Origin of the sequence: Candidatus Poriferisodalis sp., assembly GCF_965203655.1 — a bacterium.
In the GTDB taxonomy this organism is placed as follows: domain Bacteria; phylum Actinomycetota; class Acidimicrobiia; order Acidimicrobiales; family Poriferisodalaceae; genus Poriferisodalis.
Window position 1 is genome coordinate 94,545 of record NZ_CBDBDD010000003.1, and the last position, 14,269, is coordinate 108,813.

General features: G+C 67.3%; 13 protein-coding genes, 2 tRNA genes and 1 pseudogene. 7 read left to right on the forward strand and 9 right to left on the reverse strand.

Features of this window, described 5'->3' with window-relative positions:
* Positions 1-34: 34 nt before the first annotated feature.
* A complete protein-coding gene (locus ACOGW9_RS01875; protein ID WP_419907838.1) occupies positions 35-574 on the reverse strand; it encodes an NUDIX hydrolase in 540 nt (179 codons plus the stop codon).
* A gap of 76 nt (positions 575-650) precedes the next feature.
* Between ACOGW9_RS01875 and ACOGW9_RS01880 the strand changes: the two genes are divergently transcribed.
* The 6 genes from ACOGW9_RS01880 (at position 651) to ACOGW9_RS01905 (ending at position 3,795) form a co-directional block, all read left to right on the forward strand.
* Entirely contained in the window at positions 651-1,736 is a 1,086-nt protein-coding gene (locus ACOGW9_RS01880; RefSeq protein WP_419907840.1) for an LLM class flavin-dependent oxidoreductase, read from the forward strand.
* A gap of 71 nt (positions 1,737-1,807) precedes the next feature.
* The gene (gene rpmB, locus ACOGW9_RS01885; protein ID WP_323671456.1) at positions 1,808-2,044 is read left to right on the forward strand and encodes a 50S ribosomal protein L28; all 237 of its coding nucleotides are present in this window, start codon (positions 1,808-1,810) and stop codon (positions 2,042-2,044) included.
* Positions 2,044-2,208, forward strand: coding sequence for a 50S ribosomal protein L33 (rpmG, locus tag ACOGW9_RS01890; RefSeq protein WP_419907843.1), 165 nt, complete (start codon positions 2,044-2,046; stop codon positions 2,206-2,208). Before rpmB ends, rpmG begins: the two co-directional genes overlap by 1 nt.
* A gap of 89 nt (positions 2,209-2,297) precedes the next feature.
* Positions 2,298-3,566 (forward strand): winged helix-turn-helix domain-containing protein, encoded by a 1,269-nt coding sequence (locus tag ACOGW9_RS01895; RefSeq protein WP_419907845.1) that lies wholly within the window; start codon positions 2,298-2,300, stop codon positions 3,564-3,566.
* Positions 3,567-3,646: 80 nt separating this feature from the next.
* Positions 3,647-3,721, forward strand: a tRNA-Asp gene (locus ACOGW9_RS01900).
* 1 nt (position 3,722) lies between these two features.
* A tRNA-Phe gene (locus ACOGW9_RS01905) sits at positions 3,723-3,795 on the forward strand.
* A gap of 81 nt (positions 3,796-3,876) precedes the next feature.
* Here ACOGW9_RS01905 and ACOGW9_RS01910 read toward each other — a convergent pair.
* The 4 genes from ACOGW9_RS01910 to purL form a co-directional block, all read right to left on the reverse strand.
* Complete coding sequence (locus ACOGW9_RS01910) at positions 3,877-5,292, reverse strand: NAD-dependent malic enzyme (RefSeq protein ID WP_419907847.1); 1,416 nt, start codon at positions 5,290-5,292, stop codon at positions 3,877-3,879.
* A gap of 77 nt (positions 5,293-5,369) precedes the next feature.
* On the reverse strand, positions 5,370-6,455 hold the full coding sequence (purM, locus tag ACOGW9_RS01915; protein ID WP_419907849.1) for a phosphoribosylformylglycinamidine cyclo-ligase: 1,086 nt from the start codon (positions 6,453-6,455) through the stop codon (positions 5,370-5,372).
* Positions 6,452-8,059: an amidophosphoribosyltransferase gene (gene purF / locus ACOGW9_RS01920; RefSeq protein ID WP_419907851.1), complete on the reverse strand. Its 1,608-nt coding sequence runs from the start codon at positions 8,057-8,059 to the stop codon at positions 6,452-6,454. Before purF ends, purM begins: the two co-directional genes overlap by 4 nt.
* Positions 8,056-10,377 carry a phosphoribosylformylglycinamidine synthase subunit PurL gene (purL, locus tag ACOGW9_RS01925; RefSeq protein ID WP_419907853.1) on the reverse strand — a complete coding sequence of 774 codons (2,322 nt, stop codon included), beginning with the start codon at positions 10,375-10,377 and terminating at the stop codon, positions 8,056-8,058. The genes purF and purL overlap by 4 nt, the downstream gene beginning before the upstream one ends.
* Before the next feature lie 44 nt (positions 10,378-10,421).
* On the opposite strand from purL, the gene ACOGW9_RS01930 reads away from it, so the two are divergent.
* Entirely contained in the window at positions 10,422-10,823 is a 402-nt protein-coding gene (locus ACOGW9_RS01930) for a hypothetical protein (RefSeq protein WP_419907855.1), read from the forward strand.
* 60 nt (positions 10,824-10,883) lie between these two features.
* On the opposite strand, the gene purQ is transcribed toward ACOGW9_RS01930, so the two are convergent.
* The 4 genes and pseudogenes from purQ to purB form a co-directional block, all read right to left on the reverse strand.
* Positions 10,884-11,582 (reverse strand): phosphoribosylformylglycinamidine synthase subunit PurQ, encoded by a 699-nt coding sequence (gene purQ, locus ACOGW9_RS01935; RefSeq protein ID WP_419907857.1) that lies wholly within the window; start codon positions 11,580-11,582, stop codon positions 10,884-10,886.
* Positions 11,579-11,854 carry a phosphoribosylformylglycinamidine synthase subunit PurS gene (gene purS / locus ACOGW9_RS01940; RefSeq protein ID WP_419907859.1) on the reverse strand — a complete coding sequence of 92 codons (276 nt, stop codon included), beginning with the start codon at positions 11,852-11,854 and terminating at the stop codon, positions 11,579-11,581. The genes purQ and purS overlap by 4 nt, the downstream gene beginning before the upstream one ends.
* Positions 11,851-12,765, reverse strand: a pseudogene (locus tag ACOGW9_RS01945) (phosphoribosylaminoimidazolesuccinocarboxamide synthase); the annotation flags it as partial. The pseudogene ACOGW9_RS01945 and the gene purS, both read right to left, overlap by 4 nt.
* A gap of 72 nt (positions 12,766-12,837) precedes the next feature.
* Positions 12,838-14,268, reverse strand: a complete 1,431-nt coding sequence (gene purB, locus ACOGW9_RS01950) for an adenylosuccinate lyase (RefSeq protein WP_419907861.1) — start codon at positions 14,266-14,268, stop codon at positions 12,838-12,840.
* Between the last annotated feature and the right edge of the window lies 1 nt (position 14,269).

Below are 14,269 nucleotides of genomic sequence, written 5' to 3' on the forward strand. Positions count from 1 at the left end.
AACCCATGAGAGGCCGATCCAGGCGGCTCGGCAACTAGCCAGCGGCGGAGGTGCGGCGGCGCAGGTGGGAGATAGTGAGCGCGGCGCAGGCTTCGCGTTCTGTTTCGTAGCTCAGCGCCCGCACGGCGTCGGCGATGTCCCACCAAGCCACCTCGTCGACCTCACTCGGGTCGCCCGCGAGCCGCTTGGGCACCTTGGTCGGGGCCATCGCGTAGAAGAGCACCAGCTTGGGCACCCCGCTGGCGATCAGGTAGCTGACCGGGTAGGGCGCGGACGTGATTGCGCAGCGCACGCCCGTTTCCTCGCGGACCTCCCGCAGCGCCGCCTCCTCCCAGGTCTCGCCCCGGTTGAGGTGGCCCTTCGGCAGCGACCAGTCGTCGTATCGCGGCCGATGCACCACCAGCACGGCACCGTCGTGGCAGACGACCCCGCCGGCGGCGCGGTCAACCGGCGCATTGGAATAGCGGCCCCGCTCGATGTGGCGCCGGCGCATCTTCGTCGTGACCTGCGCGGCAGGAGCCTTGGCCGCCTTCTTGCGGCTCTTCTTCGACGACTTCGCCCCGTCGGACGCCACGGTTCGTGTCTAGCGTGTCCGCGCTGGCCGCGATGGACATGTCGCGGACCGGTCGGACCGACGACGGGGAACAGACATGGACTTGGGGATCTGCATCGCATCGCACATCGGCGATCTCGACTACGTCGAGCGCGCCGAGGAGCTCGGTTACACCCATGCCTGGTTCGCGGACAGCCACATGCTGTGGTCGGACTGCTACGCGACGCTGGCGCTCGCCGCCGAGCGCACCAGCACCATCCAGCTCGGCACTGGCGTGTCGGTCTCGGGCACACGGCCAGCACCGGTGACGGCCGCGTCGATCGCCACGATCAACGCGCTCGCGCCCGGCCGGACATTCCTCGGCATCGGCACCGGCAACACGGCGATGCGGATCATGGGACACAAACCCCAGCGCATCGCCGAGTTCGATCAGTACCTGGCGGCGCTGCGACCGCTGCTGCGCGGCGAGGAAGCCGTCCACCACTTCGGCGGCAGCGCCCAGCCGATCCGCCACATCATGCCGGACAACGGGTTTGTCAACTTCGACGACGAGATCCCGCTGTACGTGTCAGGTTTCGGACCGCGGTCGCTGGGGCTTGCGGGTCGCTACGGCGATGGCGCGGTGCTCTCGGTGCCGCCCGACGGCTCGGCCACGGCACGCGTCTGGGAGTACATCGAAGCGGGTGCCGCGGATGCCGGACGCTCGATCGACCGCGCCGACTACCTGATGTGCTCGCTCACCACGATCGTGATCCTGGACGACGGCGAGACCCTCGCCAGCCAGCGTGAGCGAGTCCACCATGAAGCGGGTGCCTTCGCGATGGCGTCGCTGCACTACTCCTATGACCAGTACCGGCAATTCGGCAGGTCTCCGGGCGCCCGTCTGGAGGCGGTCTGGGACGAGTACTGCGCCATGCTCGACGACACCGACCCCGATCGCATTCACCAGCGGATCCACGCCGGCCACAACTGCTGGGTGCTGCCTGAAGAGGCTCGATTCCTCAACGACGAACTCATCGACGCCACCTGCGTCGTGGGCACAGCCGACCAGGTCACCGAACGACTGGCCGACCTGGGCGAGCGGGGGCTCGACCAGATCATGATTCTGCCCAACTTCGACCCCCGCTACGAGGTGCTCGAACGCGTCGGCCGCGAGATCATCCCCCGGTTGGCGACAGGCTGAGTGGGTCAGTACGAGACAGCTCGGTAGCCTTGTGCGCCGCTGTCAAGCCCACCCGCAGGGAGCTGCTTCGGATGAGCAACATCTGCCAAGTCACCGGCCGCCGGCCGCATTCGGGCTTCAACGTGTCGCACTCGCATCGGCGGACCAAGCGCTGGTTCAAGCCGAACATCCAACGCAAGCGGTTCTGGGTGCCCAACGAGGGGCGCTGGGTCACGCTGACCGTGAGCGCGAAGGGCATCAAGACGATCAACAAGCGCGGCATCGAGTCGGTGGTGGCTGATCTGCGCCGTCGTGGGGAGAAGGTCTGATGCCCAAGAGCGACAAGCGGCCGATCATCAAGCTGAAGTCCACCGAGGGCACCGGCTACACGTACACGACGCGCAAGAACAAGACGAACACCCGCGACCGGATCGAGCTCCGCAAGTACGACCCGGTGCTGCGACGCCACGTCATCTTCAGAGAAGAGCGCTGAGCGGCGTCAAGGCTTGCTGACGGCACCTGCCGCACGACGATGCGCCGGCTGATCGCGCGCACCGTCGACCGAGGCGTCGATCCATCACAGTGACTCGTGCCCGACGAGCCCGCCTGAGCCTGGGGGCGGCGCGCCGCCTCGCTATCGGTGCCCAGGGGCTCGCCTCGCCGCTGCCGAACGGACGGCTGGACGTCCGGCATCTGCGAAGGGCCATGGACCACATGGGCCTGCTGCAGATCGACGCCGTCAATGTGCTGGCGCGCTCGCACCTGCTGGTGTTGCGGGCCCGCATGGGCGGCACGCACGACACGGTGCTGAGGCTGCTTGAGCGATCGGCGTACGCCCGCCGGACGGCCGAGCGGGAGCTGACCGAGTACTGGGGTCATGAAGCGTCGTTCGTGCGTGTGGCCGACTGGCCGCTGTTCGGCTGGCGGATGCGGCGGGGCGCCGCCGGCGACATGTGGAGCGGGTACGCCCGCTTCGGGCAGGCCAACCAGCCCAAGATCGGTGCCGCACTCGACTGGCTTGACGCCAACGGGCCTGCATCGACCGGCGAAGTGGATGCCGCCATGGACTGGGGACCCGGCGTACGCGGGCCGTGGGGAACACGCAGCAACGGGAAGCTCGCGCTGGCATGGCTGTTCTGGGCAGGCCGGGTTGGCGTGGCCGACCGAGCCGGCTTTGTGCGCCGCTACGACGTGATCGAACGGGTGCTGCCTAGCAAGGTGGTGGCGACTGTCGTGGACGAACCCGACGCGCACCGGGCGCTGCTGGCAGACGCCGCCCGGTGTCTCGGCGTCGCCACCGCCGATGACCTCATCGACTACCACCGGCTGCCGAAGCGCATTGCGCCAGCCCGCATCGCCGAGCTCGTCGAGGACAACCAGCTCACCGAGGTGACGGTGGAGGGCTGGGACCGGCCGGGGTACGCGCCCGCCGCCCAGCGCGCTGCCCGGCGACGATCGCGGTCGGTGCTGCTCAGCCCATTCGACCCGCTGGTCTGGTACCGCCCACGCGCCGAGCGGCTCTTCGGCTTCCATTACCGCATCGAGATCTACACGCCCAAGGCCAAGCGGCAGTACGGCTACTTCGTGCTGCCGTTCCTGCACGACGATGCGCTGGTGGCGCGCCTCGATGTGCGTTTCGACCGGGAGCGCAACATGCTGGAAGTACCGGCTTCGTGGGCGGAGCCGGGGTCGTGGCCGAGCAGTGCATCGGCTTCCGCAGACGCTCTCGCGGCGTTGGCATCCGAACTGCAAGCGCTGTCAGCGTGGTGCGGCGGCGAGGGAGTGTCGGTGCTGTCGCGCGGCGATCTCGCCGACCGGCTGCGCACCGCGGTCAGCGGCGCTGATTGCTGATCGAGGTGGCTATCGTTGCTGCGCTTGCATCGGCAGAGATCCCGGTCTCGACGTCGGCGCAGGCACACAGCAATACAACTGGTCCCGTGGTGAAGTCTGGAGTTCACGCTGGCCTGTCAAGCCAGAGGTCGCGGGTTCAAATCCCGTCGGGACCGCGGTCGGGTAGCTCAGTTGGCAGAGCGCGCGCCTGAAAAGCGTGAGGTCACCGGATCGACGCCGGTCCCGACCACTGGGAACAAGCGGCCTCGAAGGGCTTCGCCCTCGGCCGCTAACTCAAGGGGTGCCGTGGTGGCACGTCCCCGCGGGACGTTCAGCGGCGCGTGACTTGGTCGTTGTGGGCTGCTGTTGCTACGGCAGATGCCACTGCGGGGACTACTGAGCGGTCGAAGGCTGTGGGGATCACCAGGTCGGGGCTCAGGTCGTCGCTGGAGACGCCTGCCGCGATGGCTTCGGCGGCGGCGATCTTCATGTTCTCGGTGATGTCGGTGGCGCCTGCGTCGAAGGCACCCCGGAAGATGCCGGGGAACGCCAGCACGTTGTTGATCTGGTTGGGGTAGTCGCTGCGGCCGGTGGCAACCACGGCGGCGATGTCGCCGATGGCGTCGGGCAGGATCTCGGGATCGGGATTGGCCATCGCGAACACGATCGGCCGTTCCGCCATCGTTTCCACGTCGTCGCGGGTGATGAGCCCCGGGCCGCTCAATCCGAAGAACACATCGGCACCCGCCATGGCATCAGATACAGAACCGGCGATGCGCTCGGTGTTGGTGTTGGCAGCCAGCCATTCCTTGGCGTGGTTCAGCTCGCCGCGGCCAGGGTGAATCGTTCCCTTGCGGTCACAGGCGATGACATCCCCGATGCCGGCGCCGAGCAGGATCTTGGCCGTCGCCACGCCCGCAGCACCTGCCCCCAAGATGACACAGCGCAGGTTTGCCAGCTCCTTGCCGACGATGCGAGCCGAGTTCTCGAGCGCCGCCAGAGCGACCACGGCGGTGCCGTGCTGATCGTCGTGGAACACGGGGATGTCGAGCGCGGCACGCAGTGCCTCCTCGACTTCGAATGCACCAGGTGCCGCAATGTCCTCGAGGTTGATGCCTCCGAAGGTGGGAGCCAGCCGGATGACCGTCTCCACGATCTCGTCCGGCTCGTTGACATCAAGGCAGATGGGGAAGGCGTCCACCCCGGCGAATTCCTTGAACAGCAGCGCCTTGCCCTCCATCACCGGCATCGCCGCGGCCGGGCCGATATCGCCGAGGCCCAGCACTGCAGTGCCGTCGCTGACGATCGCGACCGTGTTGCCCTTGATGGTCAGGTCGTGGACACGCTCGGGGTCGTCGGCGATCGCCCGGCACACACGTGCGACGCCGGGCGTATAGGCCATGGAGAGGTCATCGGCATTGCGCAGCGGGATGCGGGTGACCGTCTCGAGCTTGCCGCCGGCGTGCAACTCGAAGGTCCGGTCCATCGAGGAAATGACGGTGATGCCTTCGAGCCCGTTGACTGCGTCGCAGATCTGAACGATGTGCTGCTCGCTCGACGCGTCGACCACGATGTGCTGGCGCAGGCTGCCCTGGGTGATGGTGAAGCCGTCGAGGCTCTGGATGTTGCCGCCTACGTCGCCGATCGCCGTGCACAGCCGGCCGAGCGTGCCCGGCTGGTGGGCCAGCTCGACTTCGAGCGTGGCGGAATAGGCAGCGGTGGGTCGAGACCCCGCGGTGGCAGTCATCGGTGCTCCTGGCGCGCTTGGGGCGCTGTCCGGATAATGGGCAGGCAGGGTATTGGGCTGGACCTGCCGATTTGGGCCTAGTTGCCCACTTCGACCAAGTGGGCAGTGCCGGTGCCCGGGCGGATCTCGCCGACTACCCACGCTTGGTGTCCGGCGTCGTGCGCAGTGCCGACCGCCGCATCGACCTCGCACGGGGGCACTGCCACCACCATGCCGATGCCAAGATTGAAGACGCGTTCCATCTCGTCGGGCGTGACCGGGCCGGCGTCCGCGATTCGGTCGAAGATCCGGGGCACCTGCCAGGTACCGCGCCGTAGCACCGCATCGACGCCGGGGCCAAGCATGCGAGTCACATTCGCGACCAGTCCCCCACCGGTGATGTGTGCGGCCCCGACGGCACCGCATTCGTCGAAGAGCGCTAGCACCGCAGGGGTGTAGATGACCGACGGTCGCAGCATCTCGTCACCCAGCGAATGATCGGCACCCGGCCAGGCTGGCGACCCGAGTGCGTCTGCATCGGAGGTACCTGTGAGCAGAACGCGGCGGGCGAGGCTGTAGCCGTTGCATCGCAACCCGCCAGACGCCAATCCCACGAGCGCCGCTCCGCTGGCCGAGATCGGACCCCGCAGCCGTGCTCGCTCCACAACGCCCACGGCAAAACCGGCGATGTCATAGTCACCGACCGCAAGCGCGTCGGGATGCTCGGCCAGCTCGCCCCCGACCAGGGCGCAGCCGGCGCTGCGACAGCCAGCAGCCAATCCCGACACGATCGCCTCAACAACGTCGGGATCGAGGCTCCCCGCCGTGATCTGGTCGTGGAAGAGCAACGGCTGCGCGCCCAGCGTGACGATGTCGTCGACGCACATCGCCACTACGTCAATCCCGATCGTGTCCCAGCGTCCGAGCGCCGCGGCGATGAGCGGCTTGGTCCCGGCGCCGTCGTTAGCGCTGACCAGCACGGGATCGGTGAAGCCCTCCGGCAGGGCCGTGACCGCCCCGAATGCCCCGATGTCACTCAGCACCTCGGGCCGGTAGGTGCTGCGCGCGTGGGGCGCTAACCGCCTCACCGCCTCGTCGCCCGCTGCGATGCTGACGCCCGCCCCTTCGTAGGTCAGCGGCTCAGGCTCGGCAACCACGGGCGCATCGGGCGCGTCGTCGGTCATCCTGCGGCGGATTCGGCGAGCGCAGCGGGTTGAACGCTGCCCGTCGCGATCAGGGAGCGGCCCGGCTCTTCGGCACCGCTGCCGAACACCTCCGCCCGTGCCCGGCCACCGATCTCGACCGGGTACTCGCCGGTCAGGCACGCATGGCAGAAGCCTCCGCCGGGGACGCCGGTGGCTTCGACGAGCTGGTCGAGGCTCAGGTATGCCAGCGAGTCGACTCCCAAGAACGACTCGATCTCGCTCAGACTGCGGTTGGCCGCGAGCAACTCGTCGGACGTGCCGGTGTCCATGCCGTAGAAGCACGGCCAGCGATACGGGGGCGACGAGATGCGCAGGTGCACCTCGGCCGCGCCGGCGCTCCGCAGCATCTCCACGATCGACCGGGTGGTCGTGCCCCGCACGATCGAGTCGTCCACGACCACCAGCCGGCGGCCGTCGATGTTCGAGCTGATGGGATTCAGCTTGGTGCGCACTCCCAGCGAGCGAACGTGCTGGTCGGGCGCGATGAACGTTCGGCCGATGTAGCGGTTCTTCACCAGGCCGTCCCCGTACGAGATGCCGCTGGTTCGTGCATATCCCTGGGCTGCAGGGATGCCCGACTCGGGTATGGGCATCACAAGGTCGGCGTCAACGGGTGCATTTGCTGCGAGGTGGCTGCCCATCCGCTGACGTGCTGCGTGGACGTTCTGGCCGGCCAAGGTGGTGTCGGGGCGGGAGAAGTACACAAATTCGAAGATGCACAGATGCGCTGGCACGGCAGCGTCTGGCGCGACAGCGTCGGCGAACGGCCACAGCGACCGGCACCCGGCAGCATCGATGACGACCATCTCGCCCGGGGCCACCTCGCGCTCAAAGGTGGCGCCCACGACCTCGAGCGCGGGATTCTCCGACGCCAGCACCCAGCCACCTCCGGGCTGGTCTGCGTCGGGCTGGTCGGCATGGGGCTGCTCGGCGTCGGATCCAGCGACGTTGAGTCGCCCGAGGCAGAGCGGCCAGATGCCGTGCGGGTCACGCACGCCGATCAACCGGTCGCGATCGGCGACAACGAACGTGAAGCCGCCTCGCAAGGTGACCAGCACGTCGGTCAGTGCTTCGGTGACCGCCTCGCGCGGCTGGCTGCGGGTGAGTTGCGGGTTTGCGTTGATGCGCTGCGCTATCAACTCCGCGACCAGGTCGCTGTCGCTGGTGACGACGCCATCGAGCATCCCGGATGCTGCTGCGAGTTCGGCCGTGTTGGTGAGATTGCCGTTGTGCCCCAGTGCGAACTCCGTTGCCTCCAGCCCCCGGTAGAAGGGCTGCGCGGCGCGCCATGAGCTGGATCCCGTTGTGGAGTAGCGCGTGTGCCCGATTGCCAGATCACCCTCGAGCCCAGCCAGCACGCGGTCGTCGAATGCGCTGGCTACCAGGCCCATGTCCTTCACCACGGTGATGTGCGTGCGGTCGGACACCGCAATCCCCGCCGATTCTTGACCGCGGTGCTGCAGGGCGTACAGCCCGAGGTAACACAGATGCGCAACCGGACCGCCGGGCAGGTAGACGCCGACCACGCCGCACGCTTCACGCGGCTTGACCAGATCGACGCCGGTCGCCGGGTCGAGCGTCACGCCGCTGCCCCGTCGATCGGCGCCGCGAACGAATCACCCAAGGCGCCGCTCCATGCAGAGATGGCATCCGGCAGTGCCAGGTCGACGTCCCACGCGGGGTGCGTCTCGCGGCCGATCTGAATTCGTGTTCCACCGAATCGCCCCAAGGGCCGGCATTCCACGCCGGACGCGGCGGCCTGGGCCGCGAGACGCTCGACGTCGGCGGGTCGGACAGCCGCCAAGATGCGGCCCGGGGGCTCCGCGAACAGGGCGCGAACGGCCGGCGCGGGTGAACCGAGCGGCGGGATTCGAGCCTGCACTCCCACGTCTCCACGGCAGCACATCTCGGCGATGGCCAGGGCGATGCCGCCATCGGAGACATCGTGCGCATGCTGGATGAGTCCGGCTCGAACGGACCGCGCCACCAAACCAGCAGTCGCGACGGTGGTCGCGAGATCAAGCGCTGGCAGCGCGCCGTCCCGGTTGCGCCGGCGTTCCCACGCCCAACGGCTCCCGCCCAGCGGGACCGCCTCTTCCGCGGCGGCATCCTCACCCGGGTCGCTGGCGGCGGGCCCCGGCGACAGCAGCACGATCTCCGTGCCCGCCGGCAGCCGCTCGAGAGCCGGCCTGCGGTCCAGCGCTGGATGCACGCCGATCATGCACACCACAGGAGTCGGGCAGATGTCCTCGCCGTTGGTCTCGTTGTAGAGGCTGACGTTGCCGCCCACGACGGGCACCCCAAGCGCGGCACATGCCTCAGACATCCCGTCGATCGCTTCGGACAGCTGCCACATCACCTCGGGATGGGTCGGGTTGCCGAAGTTGAGACAGTTGACCAGCGCCAGCGGATCAGCCCCGACGCACGCCAGGTTCATCGCCGACTCCATCACGACCATTGCGGTGCCCCTGCGGGGATCCGCATCACACCAACGATGATTGCCATCGGTCGTGACCGCAAGGCCACGGCCGGTCGGCCGGCCCGAGCGCGGATCTCGCAGCCGCAGCAGGGTGCCGTCGTGTCCCGGTCCTACCACCGTGTTGAGAAACAGCTGGTGGTCGTACTGGCGGTACACCCACCTCGGATCGACCAGCATCGCCAGCAGGTCGGCAGTGCAGTCGGCCTCACGCTCAGCGGCGCCTGCGCCGGGATCGATGCTGCGGCGCGGGACCCGATCGTCGGGCGGCTGCATGGGGCGGTCATAGACGGGCGCATCGTCATGGAGCGTCGAAGCGGGAATCTCGGCCAGCAGCTCGCCTCCCGCGCCGTCTCGCACCCGCAGCATCCCATCGTCGGTCACGCGCCCCACGACCGCAGCGGCCACCTCCCACCGGCGGCAGATCTCCAATACCCGGTCGACGCGGGCCGGCGACACGATCGCCAGCATCCGCTCCTGTGATTCGGACGTCATGATCTCGAACGGGGCCATGCCTTGCTGGCGCAGCGGCACCGCAGCGACGTCGACTTCCATGCCGGTCCCGCCACGCGAGGCCGTCTCGCTGGCCGCACATGTCAAACCCGCCCCGCCGAGATCCTGGATGCCGCTGACCAATCCTGCGTCCAGCATTTCCAGGCACGCCTCGATGAGGCGCTTTTCCTCGAACGGATCGCCGACCTGCACGCTGGGCCGCTTGTCGGCATCGTCAGCGGCTTCGTCGAACCCTGCCGAGGCGAGCACGCTGACGCCGCCGATGCCGTCGCGACCTGTGCTGGCCCCCATGAGAACAGCGAGGTTTCCCACTTCGGAGGCGCGGCCCAAGACCAGCCGTTCGGTCGGCATGATGCCGACGGCAGCGACATTCACCAGCGGGTTGTCGCGGTACGTCTCGCAGGACACGAACTCGCCGGCGATGGTGGGAACTCCGACGCTGTTTCCATAGCCGGAGATCCCGCTGACTATTCCTTGGGCTATCCAATTGCTGCGCGGCTCATTCAGCGGACCGACTCGCAGGGGATCTGCGAGGGCTATCGGGCGGGCTCCCATCGTGAAAATGTCACGCAATATGCCCCCGACCCCGGTTGCTGCACCTTGGTAGGGCTCGATCGCAGACGGGTGATTGTGACTCTCGATTCTCACGGCGACGGCAATACCGTCCCCGACATCGACGACACCGGCATTTTCGCCCGGACCCACCAACACCCAGGGCGCCTCGGTCGGCAAACGGGCCAAGTGGCGCCGTGACGACTTATAGGAACAGTGTTCAGACCACATGACGGCATACATCGCGAGTTCGAGGTGATTTGGCTCCCGTCCCAGCAGTTCGCATATGTGGGCGAATTCCGCGTCTGTGAGACCGAGAGCCGAATAAACGCTCGCTGATGCGGTCGGCGAACTTGTCATGCCGACTCCGTTGCGCAGAACTGTCGCCGTGATATACAAGCGTCATGAGCGAACGAACTATGTCCGACGAGCACAAGGCAGCGATCGCGGCCGGGCGCATTGAAGCCGCCGCGGTACGCGACTATCTCGAGGCTCTCGAAACCAATCGGCCGAAGCCGGGACGGCGACCAAGCGCCGAATCTCTGAATGCGAAGCGCGACGCAATTGACGCGCAGATCGGCGAAGCCAAGCCGATTAAGCGCTTGCTGCTCATGCAAGAACGACGGGATGTCGAAGCAGCCATCGAAGCATTGCAAGTCGAGCCCGATATGGCCTCGGTCGAGGAAGGCTTCGTGACACACGCGGCCAGCTACGGCCAGCGCAAGGGCATCCAGTACGCCACCTGGCGCGAGTTCGGCGTTCCAGCAGACATGCTTGCCCGCGCTGGCATCACCCGGGGCGGCTGACGCCTCACATACGTTCGCCGCACTCTTGGCGGTGTGGGCGATAGTCACTAATGCAGTCCTTTAGGCCGCTTGACTCTTGGTCGATTGCCGGTCTACGGCGGCTGCGTGCAGCAGTGCATTCAGCAATCTGATCCCGTCAGCCGACCCCAGCAACTCTCCCGTAGCCCTTTCAGGGTGTGGCATCAGGCCCACGACATTGCGGGCTTCGTTGCAGATACCGGCAATATCGTCGAGTGAGCCGTTCGGATTGTCGATGTAGCGCATCACGATCTGATCATTGTCACGCAAGCGCTGCAGAGTCGACTCATCACATACGAAGTTCCCTTCGAAGTGATTGATCGGAATGCTGAGTTCTTCTGAGCGCGACAGTCCGTGCGAGAGCACGTGGTTGACTGCCGCCATCACGACGCGCTGGGGCTGGCACAAGAAAGAGAGTCCGGTATTGGGACGCAGTGCCCCGGGAAGCAGACCGGCCTCGGTCAATACCTGAAATCCGTTGCAGATGCCGACGACCGGACCGCCGGCATTCGCAAACGCCGTCACTGCGTCCATGATGGGAGAGAATCTGGCGATTGCCCCGGTTCGCAAGTAGTCCCCGTGCGCAAATCCGCCTGGAATGACTACCGCGTCGAGCGGAGGCAGCGGCACTTGGTCATTGCCCAATAGTTCGGTCGTGGCACCCAGTTCGGTCAATGCATCAACCGTGTCGAGATCGCAATTCGTACCGGGAAACCGGACTACGCCGATGGCGACGCTCACGAGACCGATTCGTGCGCCACAGTCGCACGCACTTCGATCCGGGCATCTTCGATCACCGGGTTCGCCAGCAGGCGTTCGCACATGTGCTCGGTGACGGCGCGCGCTTCGGCTTCATCGGCTGCGGAGACTTCCAAGCGGATGGCTTTGCCGACTCTGACGCCGCTGACACCCGAGAATCCCAGTGCTCGCAACGCGCGTTCGACGGTCGTTCCGGCGGGGTCGGCGATTTCGGACCGGGGCGACACCTCGACCAAGACGTCCCAGCGATTCATGAAGCGGTCGCTTCGGGGGTCACTGCCGACCGTGACACCCAATCGGCGAATGACTCGCCGGTCAATGTCTCGTATGCTTCGATGTACCGGTCACGGGTGGCGTTGACCACCTCGTCGGGCAGCGGCGGAGGCGGCGGCTCCTTGTTCCAGCCGGTCGCCTCGGTCGCGTCGCGCACCGGCTGCTTGTCGAGCGACGGAGGCGACGCTCCCGGCTGCCATTGGGCCTTGGGCCAGAAACGTGACGAGTCGGGAGTCAGCCACTCGTCGGCAACCACCAGGGCACCGTCCACATAGCCCAGCTCGAACTTGGTGTCGGCGATGATGATCCCCCGCTCGGAGGCGTGCGCGGCCGCGGCGCTGTAGGCATCCACGCACACTTGGCGGGCAGCCGCGGCTGCCTCGGGGCCGACCAGATCGGCGGCAGCATCGAACGAGATGTTCACGTCGTGACCATCGGTTGCTTTGGTGGATGGCGTGAAGACGGGCTCGGGGAGCTGCTGCGATTCGAGCAGGCCGGCCGGCAGCGGCTCGTCGTGCATCGTGCCTCGCTCGCGGTATTCCTTCCATGCCGAACCGGTGATGTACCCGCGCACGATGCACTCGATCGGCAGCATCTCCGCCTGGCGAACGAGCAGGGCTCGGCCGGCCCATTCCGGTCGTCGCGCCGCAGCCGGGAAGTCGCCGGGATCGGCCGAGACCACATGGGTCGGGGCGATGTCGCCGAGCCAGGTCGACCACCACGCCGTCATGGCCGTCAGCACTCGACCCTTGTCGGGCACCGGTTCGTTGAACACCACGTCGAAGGCCGAGATGCGGTCGCTGGCAACCATCAACAGGTGCCTGTCGTCGACGCGATACATCTCGCGTACCTTGCCGCGGTGGACTAGCTCAAGCTCGCTCACGTTGCACTCTCTTGTTGTCGTGGCTTGTCATCGTTGATCGCTGGTGTTCGCATGTCGTCGCCGCACTGTGCGCCGCTCGGCTCACAGCACCTCGCCCGGCTCGTAGTCGACGGCTGCGCCGTACCGTTCCGCCACCTTGCCCGCAGCGGCCACGAACTCGTCGACCTGATCTGGGGCACGGCCGCTGAACGAAGCCGGATCCGCGAGCGCTGCTGCGACGTCGTCGGCACTGAGCTGCAGCGCCGGGTCGGCGGCGATGCGGGCCGCCAGATCGTTGCGCTCGGCCGAGCCGTCACGAAGCGCCAACACTGCGGCGATCGCGTGGGCGCCGATGCGCTCGTGCGCTTCCTCGCGGCCGGCGCCCGCTGCCACGGCGGCGGCCAGCAGGCGGGTCGTGGCGAGAAACGGCAAGTATTCGGCCAGTTCGGCTTCGACCCGAGCCGGGAAGACGGCGAAGCCGTCCAAGACGCTGAAGGCCGTCTCCAGCGCTCCGTCGAGCGCGAAGAAGGCATCGGGGAGCACGATGCGCCGCACCACCGAGCAGCTCACATCCCCTTCGTCCCACTGGTCACCGGCGAGCTGCGAGGCCATCGTGAGGTGGCCCCGCAAGACGGTCATCAGGCCGGTGATTCGCTCGCACGAGCGGGTGTTCATCTTGTGCGGCATGGCAGACGAACCGACTTGGCCGGCCGCGAAGCCCTCGGTGACCAGTTCGTGACCGGCAGCGAGCCGCACGCTGAGCGCCAAGTTGCTGAGCGGGGCCGCAGCGCCGACCAGCACGGCCACGACATCGAGATCGAGTGAGCGGGGATAGATCTGCCCAGCAGAGCCGAGCACCCGGGTGAAGCCCAGCTCGACGGCGAGGCGTCGCTCCAGCTGATCCACTGCCGCCGGGTCGGCGTCCAGCAGATCCAGCATGTCCTGCTGCGTACCGACCGGTCCGCGAATGCCACGCATCGGATAGCGCGCCAACAGCGCCTCGGCGCGCTCGAGGGACACGAGCGCCTCGGTGCCGATCGTGGCCCAGCGCTTGCCCAGCGTGGTCGCCTGCGCAGGCACGTTGTGCGTGCGTGCCGTCATCACGAGGTCTCGGTGGGCACTGGCCAGCGCGGCGATGCGCACGATGAGCGCGGCCATGCGTTGGGCGACCAGGCCCAACGCTGCGGTGACCTGGCACTGCTCGACGTTCTCGGTGACATCGCGCGAGGTCATCGCGCGATGGATCTGCTCGTAGCCGGCGAGCGCGCAGAACTCCTCGATGCGCGCCTTCACGTCGTGGCGCGTGACCCGTTCCCGTTCGGTGATCGAATCGAGGTCGACGACCTCGACCACCTCGCGGTACGCCTCCAGCGCTCCGTCTGGCACGTTGACGCCCGCTTCTCGCTGCGCTTCCAGCACCGCTATCCACAACCGCCGCTCGAGGATGACCTTGTGGCGGGGCGACCACAGCTCGGCCATCTCCCGGGAGGCGTAGCGCGTCGCCAGAACGTTGGGGATGACCTCGGGACTCACG

Excerpts from the sequence above, each read along its gene's own strand:
- ACOGW9_RS01910 (WP_419907847.1), bottom strand. The coding sequence starts at position 5,292 with ATGACTGCCACCGCGGGGTCTCGACCCACCGCTGCCTATTCCGCCACG.
- rpmG (WP_419907843.1), top strand. The coding sequence starts at position 2,044 with ATGCCCAAGAGCGACAAGCGGCCGATCATCAAGCTGAAGTCCACCGAG.
- ACOGW9_RS01880 (WP_419907840.1), top strand. The coding sequence starts at position 651 with ATGGACTTGGGGATCTGCATCGCATCGCACATCGGCGATCTCGACTAC.
- purS (WP_419907859.1), bottom strand. The coding sequence starts at position 11,854 with ATGAATCGCTGGGACGTCTTGGTCGAGGTGTCGCCCCGGTCCGAAATC.
- purM (WP_419907849.1), bottom strand. The coding sequence starts at position 6,455 with ATGACCGACGACGCGCCCGATGCGCCCGTGGTTGCCGAGCCTGAGCCG.
- rpmB (WP_323671456.1), top strand. The coding sequence starts at position 1,808 with ATGAGCAACATCTGCCAAGTCACCGGCCGCCGGCCGCATTCGGGCTTC.
- purL (WP_419907853.1), bottom strand. The coding sequence starts at position 10,377 with ATGACAAGTTCGCCGACCGCATCAGCGAGCGTTTATTCGGCTCTCGGT.
- ACOGW9_RS01930 (WP_419907855.1), top strand. The coding sequence starts at position 10,422 with ATGAGCGAACGAACTATGTCCGACGAGCACAAGGCAGCGATCGCGGCC.